This window comes from Pedobacter sp. W3I1 (genome assembly GCF_030816015.1).
In the GTDB taxonomy this organism is placed as follows: Bacteria; Bacteroidota; Bacteroidia; order Sphingobacteriales; family Sphingobacteriaceae; genus Pedobacter.
In genome coordinates, this window is the sequence record NZ_JAUSXN010000001.1 from 6006856 (window position 1) to 6023333 (window position 16478).

15 protein-coding genes are annotated in these 16478 nt (G+C 38.4%); 3 read left to right on the top strand and 12 right to left on the bottom strand.

Features of this window, described 5'->3' with window-relative positions; translation table 11 throughout:
* Nucleotides 1-5: 5 nt before the first annotated feature.
* The 8 genes from QF042_RS24535 to QF042_RS24570 all read right to left on the bottom strand — a co-directional run bounded on the left by QF042_RS24535 (nt 6) and on the right by QF042_RS24570 (nt 10071).
* Nucleotides 6-1097 (bottom strand): DUF5007 domain-containing protein, encoded by a 1092-nt coding sequence (locus tag QF042_RS24535; protein WP_307532782.1) that lies wholly within the window; start codon nt 1095-1097, stop codon nt 6-8.
* A 35-nt stretch (nt 1098-1132) separates the two neighbouring features.
* Nucleotides 1133-1642 (bottom strand): discoidin domain-containing protein, encoded by a 510-nt coding sequence (locus QF042_RS24540; RefSeq protein WP_307532783.1) that lies wholly within the window; start codon nt 1640-1642, stop codon nt 1133-1135.
* A complete protein-coding gene (locus tag QF042_RS24545; RefSeq protein WP_307532784.1) occupies nt 1605-2243 on the bottom strand; it encodes a hypothetical protein in 639 nt (212 codons plus the stop codon). The genes QF042_RS24540 and QF042_RS24545 overlap by 38 nt, the downstream gene beginning before the upstream one ends.
* Before the next feature lie 11 nt (nt 2244-2254).
* Entirely contained in the window at nt 2255-2614 is a 360-nt protein-coding gene (locus QF042_RS24550) for a RagB/SusD family nutrient uptake outer membrane protein (protein ID WP_307532785.1), read from the bottom strand.
* Between the two features lie 28 nt (nt 2615-2642).
* Nucleotides 2643-3806 (bottom strand): RagB/SusD family nutrient uptake outer membrane protein, encoded by a 1164-nt coding sequence (locus QF042_RS24555; protein WP_307532786.1) that lies wholly within the window; start codon nt 3804-3806, stop codon nt 2643-2645.
* Nucleotide 3807: 1 nt separating this feature from the next.
* The gene (locus QF042_RS24560) at nt 3808-6681 is read right to left on the bottom strand and encodes a SusC/RagA family TonB-linked outer membrane protein (protein ID WP_307532787.1); all 2874 of its coding nucleotides are present in this window, start codon (nt 6679-6681) and stop codon (nt 3808-3810) included.
* A 678-nt stretch (nt 6682-7359) separates the two neighbouring features.
* Nucleotides 7360-8895, bottom strand: coding sequence for a SulP family inorganic anion transporter (locus QF042_RS24565; protein WP_307532788.1), 1536 nt, complete (start codon nt 8893-8895; stop codon nt 7360-7362).
* Between the two features lie 117 nt (nt 8896-9012).
* Entirely contained in the window at nt 9013-10071 is a 1059-nt protein-coding gene (locus tag QF042_RS24570; protein WP_307532789.1) for an SDR family oxidoreductase, read from the bottom strand.
* 93 nt (nt 10072-10164) lie between these two features.
* Here QF042_RS24570 and QF042_RS24575 point away from each other — a divergent pair, with 93 nt between their 5' ends.
* Nucleotides 10165-10953, top strand: coding sequence for an AraC family transcriptional regulator (locus QF042_RS24575; RefSeq protein WP_307532790.1), 789 nt, complete (start codon nt 10165-10167; stop codon nt 10951-10953).
* Nucleotides 10954-11287: 334 nt separating this feature from the next.
* On the opposite strand, the gene QF042_RS24580 is transcribed toward QF042_RS24575, so the two are convergent.
* Nucleotides 11288-12178 (bottom strand): AraC family transcriptional regulator, encoded by an 891-nt coding sequence (locus QF042_RS24580; protein ID WP_307532791.1) that lies wholly within the window; start codon nt 12176-12178, stop codon nt 11288-11290.
* A 75-nt stretch (nt 12179-12253) separates the two neighbouring features.
* Entirely contained in the window at nt 12254-13072 is an 819-nt protein-coding gene (locus tag QF042_RS24585; protein WP_307532792.1) for an SDR family NAD(P)-dependent oxidoreductase, read from the bottom strand.
* Nucleotides 13073-13373: 301 nt separating this feature from the next.
* On the opposite strand from QF042_RS24585, the gene QF042_RS24590 reads away from it, so the two are divergent.
* Entirely contained in the window at nt 13374-13988 is a 615-nt protein-coding gene (locus QF042_RS24590) for a hypothetical protein (protein WP_307532793.1), read from the top strand.
* A 161-nt stretch (nt 13989-14149) separates the two neighbouring features.
* On the top strand, nt 14150-14563 hold the full coding sequence (locus QF042_RS24595) for a VOC family protein (protein WP_307532794.1): 414 nt from the start codon (nt 14150-14152) through the stop codon (nt 14561-14563).
* Between the two features lie 235 nt (nt 14564-14798).
* On the opposite strand, the gene QF042_RS24600 is transcribed toward QF042_RS24595, so the two are convergent.
* Complete coding sequence (locus QF042_RS24600) at nt 14799-15230, bottom strand: energy transducer TonB (protein WP_307532795.1); 432 nt, start codon at nt 15228-15230, stop codon at nt 14799-14801.
* Nucleotides 15231-15754: 524 nt separating this feature from the next.
* Nucleotides 15755-16477: a LytTR family DNA-binding domain-containing protein gene (locus QF042_RS24605; protein ID WP_307532796.1), complete on the bottom strand. Its 723-nt coding sequence runs from the start codon at nt 16475-16477 to the stop codon at nt 15755-15757.
* Between the last annotated feature and the right edge of the window lies 1 nt (nt 16478).

The window sequence follows — 16478 nt, forward strand, 5'->3', positions numbered from 1 at the left end:
ATCAACTATTCGTTAGCAAATTTTGGGTTCTCATTTTTGAAATAAAAGACGATTTCCCAGTCGCCAGCCTTGTAAATAGCGAAATCGATACCGAAACTGCCCACTGTACGTGTACCCCCAAAACCAATCCGGGAGTAACTCAACTCTGCTTTTGCCCTCGATCCGCCTCTAGCGTAAGATGTAGGGATTTCTACCAATGGAATTGGATAAGCAACATCGTACTGAACATACTTATCTGTTTTTTGCATATTAAACCCATGGATCATTTTATCCCAAACCGTTTCATTGAAGAACTTCGGATCAATCGGTAAAGAATCTTTGCCCAAAACCACGATCCGCAATGAGTGTCCGTTGCCTCCAGAAGTAAATGGACGGATGTAAACAATCGCATCCTTTTTATCATTGTTACTTACTAAGTTTAAGTTAGAAGTAGCGCCGATTACGTTATTTAAATACGGGCGGATATAATCTCTCAATTTTTTATCTAAAGGAAATTTTGGGTCAGGAGATGGCAAACCCGTATAGGCGTTAAAATCATTCGATGGCTCGTATGGGCGCTCTCTGAAAGGTCTGATCTGAAAATCTCTGATCAGCCTTTCACCGCCTGTATTTTTAACCTTCACATCAAAAAAGCGGGTATCCTGTGCAAAATTGGTACTATCCGTTGGACGGGGCTTCAATATCTGATTGGTTGCCGAAGGCCACAAAATGAATTCACCTGATGAACGTATTTCAAATATAGAATGCGTTTCAATTTTTCTTTTCGCTTCAATTTCAGCCAGACTTTTCTCTAAACCCGTGTAAGGAGCGGTCCAAACATAAGTAGGCGCCGTTGTAAAAAGATCGTTCACTGGTTTTCCATCACCAAACCTAACGTTTACAATTTCAAACGTAATTGGATTGGTTGAGTTATCACTATTAAAACCACCGATAAGATTGGTTCTACCAATTATGGGTTCAAGAATTTTATTGCTAAAATTCACATTGTTGCTGATATAATCTTTCTCATCTGGCAAGTCGAAAATCTTTTTACAGCTACTGCAAACAGTGATAGCAAGTAAAAGGAGCGCAAAATATTTATTTATGATAGATTTCATTGGAGTATTTATTTTAATGTTTCTATTTCGCATCACTATTTCGTTTTGTTTATGGTAAACTCAGCCAACTGGAATGTTCCGCTGTTTCTCAATTCGGTGATAACAACACGGTAAAATTTATAGGCAACAGTGTTTGTACATCTAAATACCTTTTGCTGATATCTTTCTTCAAAGAAGAAGTTAGACCTTCTATCCAATTCTACCCAATTCGTACCATCCATAGAGCCTTCATATGTCCAGGCTTTAGGATCTCTTTCGTTGGCATCATTTGCCGAGGTTAAGGTATATACCGATGAAACCGCCGGAGTTTTAAGTTCAAACCTCATCCATAACTCACCCTGTAAGTCGGCTAGGAATTTAGTGTGATCATCACCATCAATTACTTTCCTCGAATTTTCTCCACTGGTTATACCGCCGCCATTTTCGCGGTTAGATGAAAATACACCGCCAATTTCAAGGAACAGGTTTGGTGGTGGCGGTACAAAGGTTAGCCGGGTAACGAATTCGTTAAAACCAAATACGTGATCGGCACTGATTACATGCACTATGCCGTTTTTTGGTTTTAATGTTATTTGATGAGGTTGTACTGGCTGCCCAGTTGCGGATAAACTTGCTTTTTTTGGTATTGTTAAAATTGATAATCGCCGGCCCCGCACCAACCTGGCCAGAAGCCGAAATATGAGTTACACTCGCATGCATTGGGTAAGCAATATGTACACTGGTTAGGTCTAATCCATCCTGAAGTGTCAATGAATCGGTCGTTTTCTTACCCCTGATGATATAGTATGAAGTCATGGTATCTAACTGAACGGCATCAATATTGGCTAAAAAAAGTGCATCCTTATCAGACTGCTTTCTCAAGGTATTTAAGTTTCGTAAAGCCAGCTGAAAGCTTGGGTTGGTAACCGCAAATAGCGTAACATTACTATCGGTTAATGTTTTTTTCAAGCCCATTCTATCAATCGCTACGATTAGCGAATCGAAAACCCCTGGTTTACTTTTCAAATACTCGTAAGTATTTCCGGCAAACGTTACATTCTGTTCTGGAGCATCATAAAACCCTCCGTTTTTTTTGCAAGCCGAATGGATTAGCGTTAGCAACGATAAAATTGCTAAAGCGCTCATGTATTTTATTGAATTTTTCATATCCGTTATCATTAGCGCCAGTAAGCATTTTGGGTTAATAAACTATTTTGAGAAATAAGCCTCCTTGATATTGGCCAGTAAATTCCGCCAGAATTAATGAGGTTCATAAATTTGGCATCGTTTTGTTTGATCTTGTTGTAGCGGATCAAATCATACCATCTTGAGCCTTCGCCCAACAATTCGCGGTGACGCTCCTCGAAGATTAATTTTATAATATCATCCGTACCGAGATTGAAAGTGAATCCGGTACCTTCTTCATACCTTCTTGCCTGAACACTTACCAACTCATTTATTGCACCAAGTTGATCGCCCAAAACGGATAATGCCTCAGCACGCAAAAGAATAATATCTTCCAGGCGGGTAAAAATCAAAGCACTGGTAAAATATCTGAAGTTCGGATCAGTTCCACCCGCCCTGGATCACTTTAATTTTACTGAAAATTGGATACTTACCGTTCAGATTTGTAAAATATCTCCCATCGTATTTAGCCTGTCCTAAAGTATCAACAGCAAACCTCTGGTCTTTTCCAATATTGAAATATTTCAGAATCGAATCTTTGGGAAGATAAATATCTGGAATTGATTTAGTCATAACCGGCTCCGCTAAGGTTAACTCTTCAATATGTCCTGTTGATGAACCATCAACATGCCCATAGTCGGAGTTGAAACCGAACATCTGCCTGGTATTTTTATTGTAGAAGAATCCGTTAGAATTTGATAAGTCACCAGTTGAGGTAAAACCGCCAGCACTCCTGCCATAATTATCTTCAACAAACTTGGCATATTTAGCAACGTTGGTATAATCGCTATTCCAGGCTGCTAAATGCGCTAATACCGCGTAGGCTGTCACTTTTGTTGCCAGAGCTCCGCCCCATCTTCCCGAAGTTTCATTGTAATAATCAGTTGGCTGTTGTACATCACCACCACTATAGATAAATGGCATGTCAGCCGCTGCTTTTAAAATTTCCTGTTCGGCCCATGCTAATATCCTGGCTTGGCTTTCGCGGGGCTTATTCGTAAATTTACCTTCATCCGATGAAGTAATAAATGGTACATCACCCCAAATCCTAACCATATAGAAATAGGCAAAGGCTCTTAAAAATCTAGCTTGTGCAATATCAACGGTCATGTTATTGCTCGTGTAACGTTTATCCGTTTCTTTAACATGCGCAATATTTTCTAAGAAAACATTGGCACCGTTTACAATGGCGTAAAACCTTGTCCAATCAGATAACGATTCGAGCACTGGATATGAAGCATTTAAATTATTGCCAATAACCGCTTTCAGATCCTGTCTTTTTGGGCTTAAAAATTCTCCGGTTCTTACATCACCGTAAATCCAGTGCCCATTATTGTCTGATAAAGCAGCGCGCGTTAAGGCATAAACACCCAAAATTCCCGAGCGGGCATCTTCTACCGTATTCCAGGCATTTTTTTCGCCTACAACTCTGGTAGAATCTGTTTCTAAAGCTTTATTACAGCTGGAAAAGGCTACCACAGAAATCAGAAGTATGTATAATATATTTTTCATCTCGCTTGATGTATTGTTAGTTCTTGTTTTCATCTTATAGATCCATTTTAACACCTAGGGTATATGTTCTTGGGATGGGTTGGCCATAACCGGTATCGATACCGTCGTAACTAACCAGTTCAGGATCTTGACCGGTGTAAGGTGTGATGGTGAAAATGTTACTCACTGAACCGTATACGAAGAATTTGCTGATTTTGATGTTTTTCTTATTGAGCAAGTTACCCAGTTCGTAACCTAATGATACTTGCCTTAATTTTAAGAATGAAGCATTCTCCAAGAAAAGATCCTGATCTGCACGATACGGAATTACGGTACTCCAAGGGTTATAAAGTGGATATTTTGAGTAATCTCCACGTTTTTCCCAGAAGGTGATTTCTTTAACAGAATTGATATCAGTATTACCTTCGCGGTTTACAAAATCGAAACGGCTAGCCATTTCCTGGTTGATTAGCTTTCTACCTAAATTAAAGTAAAAGCTTGTACCTAAACTCCAATTGCCATATTTAAAGTTGTTATCAAAACCACCCGCAATGGTTGGCAAAGAATGTCCTTTTAATACTTTATCATTATCATCAATTGTATTATCGCCATTTTGATCTTGCCAACGTGGATCACCAGCTTTTAAAGCGATTCCTTTATATTTTAATTTTTGTCCGTTAACCACCGGCACATCAGCATCTGAGGTATAAATACCGTTGTTAACCAATAACCAATATTGGTCTACCGGCTGGCCAACCTTTAAAAACCTGTTGCCTACAATCAGCTGATCCAATCCTCTAGGCAATGCCTTCAGTTCGTTCGAGTTGTGGTTAAAGTTTAAGGCAGAACTCCATGAAAATTTACTTTTCGCTATTACCTGACCGCTAATGGTTACATCAATGCCCATATTATTAACAGACATACCACTTTCGATAGATTGTTTGTAACCATATTCAGCATAAGCCGGAATACCAATTAATTGATTTTTATCGGTTTTGCTATACAAGTCAACAGAAAGGTGAAGACGGTTTTTTAGCAGCGCAGCATCAGCACCAATATTAACTTGATCAGAATACGACCATGGCACACCATAACCTACCCAACCAAATTGGTAAGAACGGGTTAAAACACCAAACGCATTATATCCTGGCACGGTTAAATTACCGGTATAGCCAACCGAGGCTGTATATTGTGGACCCTGCGCATAATTATCGTAACTAAACGTACGTCCCATTCTACCAACGCTTGCACGTAATACTAAATCATCAACGAGCCTGTTATCTTTCAAAAATTCATTTTTGATATTCCATGCTGCAGAAATAGTTGGCGAATAAAACCAGCGGCTTGTTGGCTGTGCGTTTGAAGAGCCATCTAAACGTAATATGGCTGACAAGAAGTATTTTTCATTAAATGAATAATCGGCTTTTCCATAGAAAGACAATAAGTTATCTTCCGTTTTATCAAGAAAACGATAGGTCAATTCTCTCGGGAAAGCCACAGGAGTTAAGTAATTTCCATTATCCGAACCGTTATCGTTTTTAGGTTTCGAATCGAGCAAATTGATTTTGATGTAATCGTTAACACCTTTATAGGCATAAGCGTTACTGTATTTATAAATATCCCATTGCACGGATTGTCCCAAGGCAAAATGGAAATCGTGAACCTTATTCAGATTTAAATCGTAAGTCACCTTGTTATCCACTATTAATCTTTGGCTAAAACCATAATAATTGGATGCGTAACTGTTTCCCTGCAAAAGCGTTCTGGCATAGAAAACATCTCTGTAGCCCTCACTATAATCAGCATTAAAAGAGGAAATCACTTTAAATTTGCCAAAAGTTCCTTCTAATTTGGCATAGCCCTGAATACTGTTTGTTTTGTTATCATCAAAACCCTTGGTATACTGCTGCAGATAAGACCCATAGAAATCCTTATTTGGAGGAAGTGGCGCACTCAGATCAGGAAAATAATTAAGCTGTGTAAACCGATCGCGCAAGCTTTTATTTCTATTGCGGTTTAACCTGTTGGCATTAATCATTGTGGAGAACAGCAACCATTTGGTTGGCTTCATATTGATATTGAAAGTGGCACTATAACGGTCGATACCCGTATCATCCGCTACACCTTTACTTTTGGTGTTGCCCAATGCAAACCTAAAATTCGCCCTGTCGGTACCACCGGCAAGAGAAAAATTAACACCGTATATTAAAGCGTTTTTATAGTATAAATCAGTCCAGTCTGATTTTCCACTATATATATTATTTAGTGAATCACTTAAATATACCGGATACTCCTCATCATCAGAATACCTTCCGTTGGTGGTATAAACATCATAAAAACGCTGTCTAAACTCATTTTCATATTTACCATTGATGGTATTTACAGTTGGCTTTTGCACCATTCCTATATATGAATTGAAGGATATGGCGCGATATTTACCAACAGCTGTTTTAGAAGTTAAAACAATTACGCCGTTCACACCCCTTGGCCCGTAAATACAAGTAGATGCTAAATCTTTAAGCACTTCTACGGATGCGATATTATTCATATCAATACCTGCCAATAAATTAGTTGCAGGGCCGATTCGATTAAAATCGAATTGTTGCGTATCAAAAGCAAAAGGATGTTCACGTACTAACGGGATTCCATCAAGCACAACCAGTGGCTGTGCATCATATAAATCCTTTTTAGACAATAGCGGCATTGCTGCCCCTCTGATAAACATATTCTGGATAGAGCCAGGCTCGCCTGATGGCTCCTGAACATACAGACCAGCAAAATTGCCCTTTAAGTTTTGCTGTAATGAAATAGCAGGGAAGAGCGACAGATCTTTGGTTTCTTTTTGTACACCACCAGACAATTTGTTGTAAATTGTTTTTTTCCTGATCTGCTCGAGGCTATCCTTTCGTAATGAATCTTTCTGTGACACGAACTTAATTTTTGTCGTATCCTGAAAGATCAAATAATTAATTGTTAGGCCTTTATGAAGTTTTTTGCCCGCAGAAAAAACAGGTAAAACGTTTAATGTAAACGCGGCAAAAAAAACAAGGCACGCCCATAAGTATCGCATAGTTAATGGATCTTTAATTGGTAAAAAAATGATTTCTAAAACTTATTTTTTTGGAAACGGCAAGATATATCCCAGGTTAAAAGGATAGGTACTTCTGTAGTAGTAGTTAGGTATTCTCATAAAATTTAGTATTTGGTTAACTCAAATATATAATATACTAAAACGTTTTAATAACAAATTGTCATTTTTATGAAATTTTTATAAAACCGGGCAATAATATTTAATTCTATTAAAATAATTGTCATCCAGACAGGTAAAAAAATAAATATTATCAGAATACTTTAAAAAATTAACATCCTATAAAACAGCATAAAAGGATATTTTTAGCCAAGAATTACAATAATTCGAACAATTTTATGTTGTAATTTCTTAAAATACTTAAACGTTTTAGTAAAAACCTGAAATATGGCGAAAGCAGTAAAATTAAACTGCTTGTAATTGTTCGGGCACGAGCATAACCATTACCCTTATTATAGTATGCAAAAATTAACCGGGCGGCAATGGTGGTTTATACCGTAAACGAAGGGTTAAATTAATTTATCTTTCAGTAGCCACCCGGTAGGTAGGATCTTCTATTATGTTTACTGCTATAATCTGATCAGCATTTTTTAGCAAGCGCTTACAGTCGTTACTCAGGTGCTTTAACTGGAGTTTCTTATTAACTGACCTGTAGCGTTCAGTTAGCTTATTCAGCGCATCAATGCCCGACATATCAAATACACGGCTGTGCTTAAAATCAATTATGATATGCTGAGGGTCGTGGGCTACATCAAACAGCTCATTAAAATTAGCAATCGATCCAAAAAACAGAGGACCGAATATTTCGTAGGTTTTTACCCCATCGGCATCGATATGTTTACTGGTACGTATCCGTTTAGAACTTTCCCAGGCGAAAACAAGTGCCGAAATAATTACACCTATTAATACAGCAAGGGCCAGGTTATGCAGCCAAATTGTAATTACAGCCACCAGAATACCGATGATAATATCCTGCACAGGCATTTTATTAATCACTTTAAAGCTCATCCATTCAAAAGTGCCAATGGCTACCATCATCATTACACCAACCAAGGCCGCCATAGGTACACGATCTATTACAGGAGCACCTACCAAAATAATAATCAGTATAGTTAAGGCCGCAATAATACCCGATAACCTTGCCCTCGCACCAGCTGAAAGATTAACCAGCGTTTGGGCAATCATTGGACAGCCACCCATACCCGTAAAAAAGCCGTTTGCAATATTGGCAATTCCTTGTGCAATACTCTCCCTGTTCCTATTCCCTTTAGTTTCTGTAATTTCATCAACCAGATTTAAGGTAAGCAGGCCTTCTGTTAAGCCCACACCGGCCATAATGAGTGAATAAGGAAAAATGGTTTTGAGCATATCCAGGTTCAGCGGTACTTCAGGAATATGAAATGGAGGAAACCCACCCTTTACTGAAGCAATATCCTTAACCAGTTTAGTGTCAATTCCAAAACATAAAACAATCAGAAAAACCGCAATAATAGCCACTAGTGAGGATGGAATGGCTTTGGTTATTTTAGGGAGGATAATCACTATTGCTACCGTGAGCAATACCAAAGCCAACATAATATACAAAGGAGTACCACTTAACCACGCTATCCTGCCGTTAACAAGGATTTTGAACTGTTCTAACTGCGACATAAAAATAATAACCGCCAAACCGTTAACAAAGCCGAACATTACAGGCTGCGGAACCAGCCTGACAAATTTCCCAAGCTTAAACAACCCCACCATAATCTGAATTACTCCTGCTAAAGCCACTGCTGCAAAAACATACTCTATGCCCTGGCTTTTCATTAAAGCAATAAGTACAATTACCGTTGCACCTGCCCCACCAGAAACCAAGCCTGGCCTTCCACCTAAAACTGCGGTTACCAAACCCATGATAAAAGCAGCATATAAACCTGTTAAAGGAGGAAAACCTGCAAGAATAGCAAATGATAACGATTCGGGAATCATGGTCATGGCCACCGTTAAACCCGCAAGAATTTCGGTTTTATAATTTATTTTCTTAGAAAAATCGAAAAGTTGCAGGTAGGGTTTCATCAGTTAAATTATTTGCAGCTGCAAATATCTAAATTATAAGAACATTAATTCTACAATAAAAATAGACGCTGAATAAAGTTCAGCGTCAGCAAGACAAATAAAAGATAGATGATGTAACTATCTCGGGATAACGCTTTTGCGTTTAAGTTCATCAAACAGATCGAAAAACATTTTTTCAGTATCGATATACTCGTGAAAGCCCATTCGCCTGGCTTTGGTACCATCAGAGAAGAAATCGTAGTCCCATGAAAAAACAAAGTCACCAAAGGCCCATGAAGACACTTCTTCATAACTGTGTTTAACCAGGTTATGTTTTTCTTGCAAATGTGTCCACAAAGCCGATTTATCAGCCATGATGGTTTGCAGAGGCATTTGAAGTGGAGGGGCAATATCCATTTTAAAATAACCTGCAATTTTAGGCCAAAGGTCATTCCATCGGATCAGATCGCCATTGGTAATATTGAAAGCCTGATTAGCACATGCAGGGTTTGTTGCCGCCCACACGGTTGCTTTAGCTAATAATCCAGCGTCAGTAATATCCAAAAGCTTATCATAAGCCCCTAATTTACCAGGGAAGCGCAATGGCAAACCCAATTCTTTCGATATGGATGCATAAACTGCAATTACAGAAACTAAATTCATTGGATTGCCCAATGCAGTACCTGCAACCACTGATGGACGGAGCGCAGACCAGCTCCATTGCTTACCCTTTTGCTGAGCCTCAAGAAACTGCTGCTGATCTACATTAAATTCTGGGGGCATATGTCCGCCATCGCTTTCTTTTGCTGGTGTTTTAAAAGGGCCGTAATGCGCTCCATATACTTTATAGCCTTGCATTAAACTAATATGTCTTAAGTCTTTTGCAATACTTTCAATAGAGTTAACCACATTTACAAGCATAGCTAAATTGGGTGCAACCAACTCCGCCCATGTAGGCTTATCCTGGTACGCAGCATAAAAAATATGGGTTACCTTGGTTAAGGAACTTAATTGCCTTTTACTATCTTCTGGATTGAGCAGGTCTACAGAAATGTATTTTGTTTTAGCCGTATCCTGTCCACCCCGACGCGATAAACCGATAATACCCCAATCGCCAAGACTTTCTAAATAACTAATTAAATTACTTCCAATTACCCCGTTTGCACCCACAACCAGTGCTGTTTTATTGTTATTCATCTCTTTATATTTAAATTGATTCATTTACTATAAAGATCCTGACAAACCAGAGATATGTTTTTGTAAAATAGTATGATAGATTTGTATAAATCTATGATGAAGCGATACGTCCAATTTCAACCCATTGTTATTTCAGCATTTGAAGTAAGCAAATGGCAACACCCTGTACATCAGCACAACCATTACGAACTGATTTACATTAAAAATGGATCTGGCTCTCATATCGTTAATGAATTCCCAATTGTTTATGAAAAAGGAAACCTCTTCTTAATCAGCCCGGATGATAATCATAGGTTCGAAATTGATGAAAAAACATATTTCATTTATATCAAGTTTACCGATATATACATTCATCAGAAAGAAGTTAACCTCACCCAAATACAGCATTTAGAATACCTCATCAAAAGCCGGGAAACACATTCCCTTGGCTTTAAGTTTAATCCCGCCGACCAATCGATTGTAGAAAACATTATTACATTAATCTTATCGCTCAACATAAACATGTTGCAAAATGAAGCTTTAATCTGGACACAGATCTTAGTGCTTTCTGCCATCATGCAGCGCAACATGCCCGAAATTAAAAGCACTGCACAACGTACGAAAGATATTCAAGCCATTTTCTGTTACCTGCACAAATACATTTACCAGCCTAAAAATTTAAAAGCGAATGTAATGGCGGCACATTTCAATCTTTCAGAAGATTACATAGGCCCTTATTTTAAAAGAAATACAGGTATAACCTTACGTCAATATATCCACGATTACCGTCAAAATTTAATTCAACAACGAATAGAAAGCGGAAGATTTGGGTTAAAACAAATTGCTGCTGAATTTGGACTCGTTGATGAAAGTCATGTAAGTAAGCTGATACGAAAAGTCTGAAGGGATGGAAGGTGGATTAGTCCGAAGTCTGGAGTCGGAAGTCCGGAGTCTATTGCTAAAAGAAATACCCATTTGTGCGCTTGGTGCCTTAGTGGTTAAATAATGAAAGACGGATGATCGATTAGTCGGAAGTCCGAAATCTATTTTGCAAAAGGAACAAAACATGCCTTGGTGTCCTCTGCGTTAATTTTTTAAATCTGCGGGACAAATAAATAGTTAAAACGGATTACAAATCAATAGCACCCGGCGCCAACAGTAGTCTGTTTACAAAGCAAAATTCCTCCTAACTTTGCGATCTCTGCGCCTCCTCTTAGCGTGCTTTGCGGTTAAAACATCAATTCAGCAACTGCTTCTTAAATGTATTCGGGCTAATCCCCACTTCTTTTTTAAACAACCGCGAGAAATAAGAGAGGTTTTCAAATCCCAATGCATAAGCGATTTCTGAAACCGACCTATTTTCACCAATCAACCGATTTTTTGCTTCAGATATCAGGTAAATATGAATATGCTCTAAGGCCGTTTTTCCACTTTCCTGTTTTAAAACATCTGTTAAGTAGCCCGCCGAAATATTTAAACGTTCGGCCATATCATGCACTGATGGCAAACCTTTAGTGGCCAATAATCCGTTGGCAACATATTTATTTATTTCTTCATTAAATCTGGTTACTGTTTTGCCCGAAATCTCTGTACGATTAAGAAATTGTCTTTTGTAAAAACGTTGACTGTATTTAAGTAAAGTATCTACATTAGCTAAAATCAGTTCACGACTGTATTCATCCTGGTTGTTGCGGTATTCGGTTTCAATTTTATGATACAGTTCCCATACCGTGCTTTCTTCGCTAGGCGAGAGATGTAGCGCTTCATTAGTTTCGTAATCAAAGTAGTGGTATTTTCTGATGGTATCATGTAAGATATGTCCATTCAAAAAATCTTCGTGTACAAAAATCAGGAAACCATCTTCATCCAGTTCCAGGTTTTTCATTTCAATTACCTGATGAGGTTTAAAGAACATCATCGATCCACTCTCGTGATCGTATTTTGTACGCCCATAAAGGATATGACCTGCAATGATTTTTTTAAAACAGATCATATAGAAATCGCTGGTAAATTCGCGGTCGCCCATGGTGCACATATGGTCGCATTTGTAAATGCTAAACAATGGGTTCTCGGGCGGCGGAAAGGCATTTTCTCTATGTAATTCGGCCAAATTTTTATAGTGTTTCATTCCTTTAAATGGTGATTAACTACAAGCTACACAATTACCCTGTACAGCCTGTAGTTAAAGATTTTAAATGATTTATTAATGACCGTGCGCATCAACAGCTACCGTTGCCCATTCGTCAAATTCGGCCAGGCGCTCTGCATAAACCTGTTTAACTCCTGGCAAAGCTACCTTGCCCAATAAGAAGTGTAACGGAGGTTTAGGGCTGTCGATCAGTGCCAATACAGCAGGTGCTGTTGCTTCTGGTTTACCCCAACTATCGGGTGTTGAAGCATCAAAAAATGCTTTTTTAACAGGTGCATAAACTTCTATTGGTTCTGTTTGAAAAGCAGAAGCACCCGACCAATCGGTAGAAAAACCATTTGGTTCGATTAAACTTACATTAATGCCAAAACCTTTTACCTCCTGAGCCAGCGTTTCGCTTAAGCCATTTACTGCGTATTTAGATGCGTTGTATAAACCCAATACAGGCAAGCTCACCAAGCCCAGGAAGCTGGAAACCTGAATAATATGTCCGGCTTTTTGTTCGCGCATTACCGGAACAACAGCCTGGGTTACCCAAAGCAATCCGAAAAAGTTGGTTTCCATTTGTGCACGGGCCTGTTGTTCAGTGGTTTCTTCAATTGCACCGAATAAACCAAACCCAGCATTATTGATCAATACATCAATGCGGCCAAAATGTTGCTTTACTTTTTCAACTACTGCAAAACAGGCATCTCTATTGTTAACATCAAGCTGAAGCGGAAACACTGCATCACCATAAGTTTCTACCAAATCGTTTAAATCAGCTGTATTTCTTGCAGTTGCAGCTACTTTATCGCCACGCTCTAAAAGGGCCTTTGCCCAGATTTTACCAAAGCCACGTGAGGCACCGGTAATTAAAATTATTTTCGACATTTTTTTCTTTGTTAAATATTGATAACAAAAGTATTGTGGAGCGCTAAGACCGATTTATACAAAACACGGGAGTATTAGCACATTTCAAGGTTTAGACAAATAGGTGTACACATATTTAATAATAACCTGAAATCAACCATATTGAGGCATTGGAATATCAATAATTATTTCATTGCCAAATCAGGATGTTCAATAACCAAGCGCTTAAATTAGGGCATGGCGCAAAACTTTCAATATTTTGTAGCGTCCATAGGCATTTTTACGTTTTACGATCAACCATTAATCTAAAAATCACTCACCGATGAAAAATCTACTCATTCTATTAATTGTTTTCACATTTGTTTCTTGTAAAAAATCGGAAAGATATGGTCCGCTGAACTTAAAAAACGGGCAGGAAGTTGAATTGCTTGTTGACCACCGTTATGCCTCTGATAAGGACCTGCTTTTAAAATATCCAGATAATGTGAATGCGGGTGCTTCTCTTGAAGAATTTGACCAAAGAGAACCAGGCTATACTTACCGTGTTAAAGCCAGATTTAAGGTCTATGATCCCCCACTTCAAGATGGTCCAAGTTATTCTTTTGTGTTCGAAAAGGTTATCAACAAAACGCAATACAAAGGGACTGAATCTTTTCCAGTTCAGCTGATTACTTCATATATACCCGGCGGACCGGTAATAAGAATGGGCAAAACAGGTGACGATTATTATTTAATTCCAGACAAGTTGCAGCTTACTTACACAAACAGCACCGTTCAGAACGAACTTGAAGAAATCTGGCTAAATGCACAGGAAATTCGTGCGAACTGGCAAAAAGGACAGCGACCAAAATGGAAGGCCATTACAGCGACAGTGGTACACGATCCGCAGAAATTTGGGAAAGCCTATTTGGTACAACAGATACAATTTATTGATTAATAGAAAATAAAAGAAGGAGCATGTTCGAAATGCATCCTCCTTTTTGGTTTTTAAGATGTCTCGTCATCTAAGTCGCGTTTAACCCCTTAACTTGTCGTTTTTACACATTAATACCTGGATGGCTTTATTATACCTTTGAATAAACTAAATCAGAAAACAATATGGCAACTCAAATTTTCGTGAACCTGTCCGTTAGCGACCTTAACAAGTCGGTAGAATTTTTCACCAAACTTGGTTATACTTTTAACCCTCAGTTTACCGACGAGAAAGCAACCTGCATGATCATCAGCGATACCATTTATGTAATGCTGCTTACCAAGCCCTTTTTCCAAACTTTTACGCAAAAAGAAATTATTGATGCCCACAAAGCGGTAGAGTGCTCTATCGCCTTATCGGCTGATAGTAAAGATGCGGTTAACGAAATGGTGGATAAAGCAGTAGCTGCTGGCGCAACCATCCCTAATCCGGCTACCGATTATGGCTTTATGTACCAACACAGTTTCGACGATCTGGATGGACACCATTGGGAATATGTATGGATGGATCCAAATGGAACGCCTGAGCACCAGGGGTAACTTATAATCAATTAAATAATAAAGGGCAAGCGCCAAAATTTGTCGCTTGCCCTTTATTGTTGGGATTTATTTGAATGTGGTTAACCTGATATTGATCCGTGGTAAGGTTATCTTGCTTTATGAAAGAATATGGGAATATGGCCTTAGCGAGACGCTAAGACGAGTTAGAGTTCCTAATCAGGACGAATAGTTCTTTTCATACCATCTTTAAATTAAAGATTATGGATAATCTGTCCTATTGTGGAGTTATCCTAAAAGTAGTGCTGAATTTATAGGGTACTGCTTTCCCATTACACTTGGCTGGTTTCCATTTGGACATTTTCTTTGCGGCGCGAATGTACTCCAAATCTAACTTCGAATATTCTTCTGTTTTTTTCTTATCTATGCCCGCATTTATTATACAACCTTTTTCATCGATTACGAAATTGAGGTCTACTTCATGTTGCCAACCGCTGTTGTTAAAACTTCCGTCATATTTAACCTTATCAAAAAATGAGGAAAGCTTGCGCATACCACCTGGACAAAGGGGCATCTCATCGACACTTGTAAAAACATTACGTTTTAGAGACTGATCGTAATAGCTTCGGCATAGAAAAAAAGTTTCGACATTTTTATCCTGCTTCACTTCCGAGCTTAAAAAACACAAAATCAGAATTAAATATTTCATAATATTATTTTTTAAACCAACCAAGTCTTAAAAGTTATTACCAGCTAATTAGTAGGGAATATACTTAATAATTTTCACACAAAATATGAATTCCTTAGCTCTTCCATCTGAAATGAGGATAAATTTATCGCCCAGTCCTAAACAAAAAAAGCCACAACTTTCGTTGCGTCTTCTGCTTCCGAGACGCTATATTTTTTGAAAAATCTCTTTACCAACCTTAACAATATTGCAACGATTTGGGATTCACCGCCGGAAAACATCGATATAAATAAAAAATTTACAGGCCATTAGGAGAAATCATTGCAATATTCACAATTTTGAGAAATCATACGGGTTTTACGGTAATAACGAGGTTTTGGCTGTAGAACCAAGGATTCCCAGATGGGAATTTATTGCAATTTTGTTATACTAATTCATGAAAGAATGGAATTTAAAATATGAAATGCCTGGGGAAGTGATTAAAAGTAGGGTAAATTATGCCAGATAGTCTAAACATTTTATATCAATTTTAAACAGGCTCTTAGTTAACCAATTTCATTTTCATCGCCTCTCGGCTCCAGAGCCGCTTTAAAAGCCCTGTATCTTGAGCGGCCAATGGGTATAATTTCTGCATTTTTGAGCCGCAATGAATATTTGCTTCCTGAAGAAACCAAGATGACCTCTGTTTGGCTGATCTGAACGATATAAGATTTATGTATACGCTGGAAAGCTGGTGGCAGGATTTTCTCCAGTGCATCTAGCCCCTTATCATGAAGTAAGCTGCTGCCATCGAGCAGATGAAGTTCACTGTAAATGCCCGCGCCTTTAATAAACTTAAGCTGAGCAAGTTCTATAAGGTGAATGCTACCATTTTTCCTAACCGAAAGAAACCGGAGCGAATTATTTATGTCTTTTTTGCCAGTTGTTGCACGGCTCAAGGCAAGCGAAAGCCTTTCCTGATCAAAAGGTTTCGGTACAAAATCCAATACCCCCAATTCAAATGCCCGCATTGCATTCTCGGTATTTGCAGAAACAATAATAGTTTGGAAAGATCGTACGGTAAAGGCCTGTAGGATATCAAACCCGTCTTTTCCGTTAAGATTTAAGTCAAGCAGTAAAATGTCAATGGTTTCTTTTTCCAGAAAATCGACTCCTTTTTTTAGCGAATCACAGCTATGGACGACAACATTTCCTTCAAAATAAGCTCCCACCATCCTCTCCAGCCTCCTGGCAATGCGCGCTTCATCTTCTATAATCAGTATCCTCATT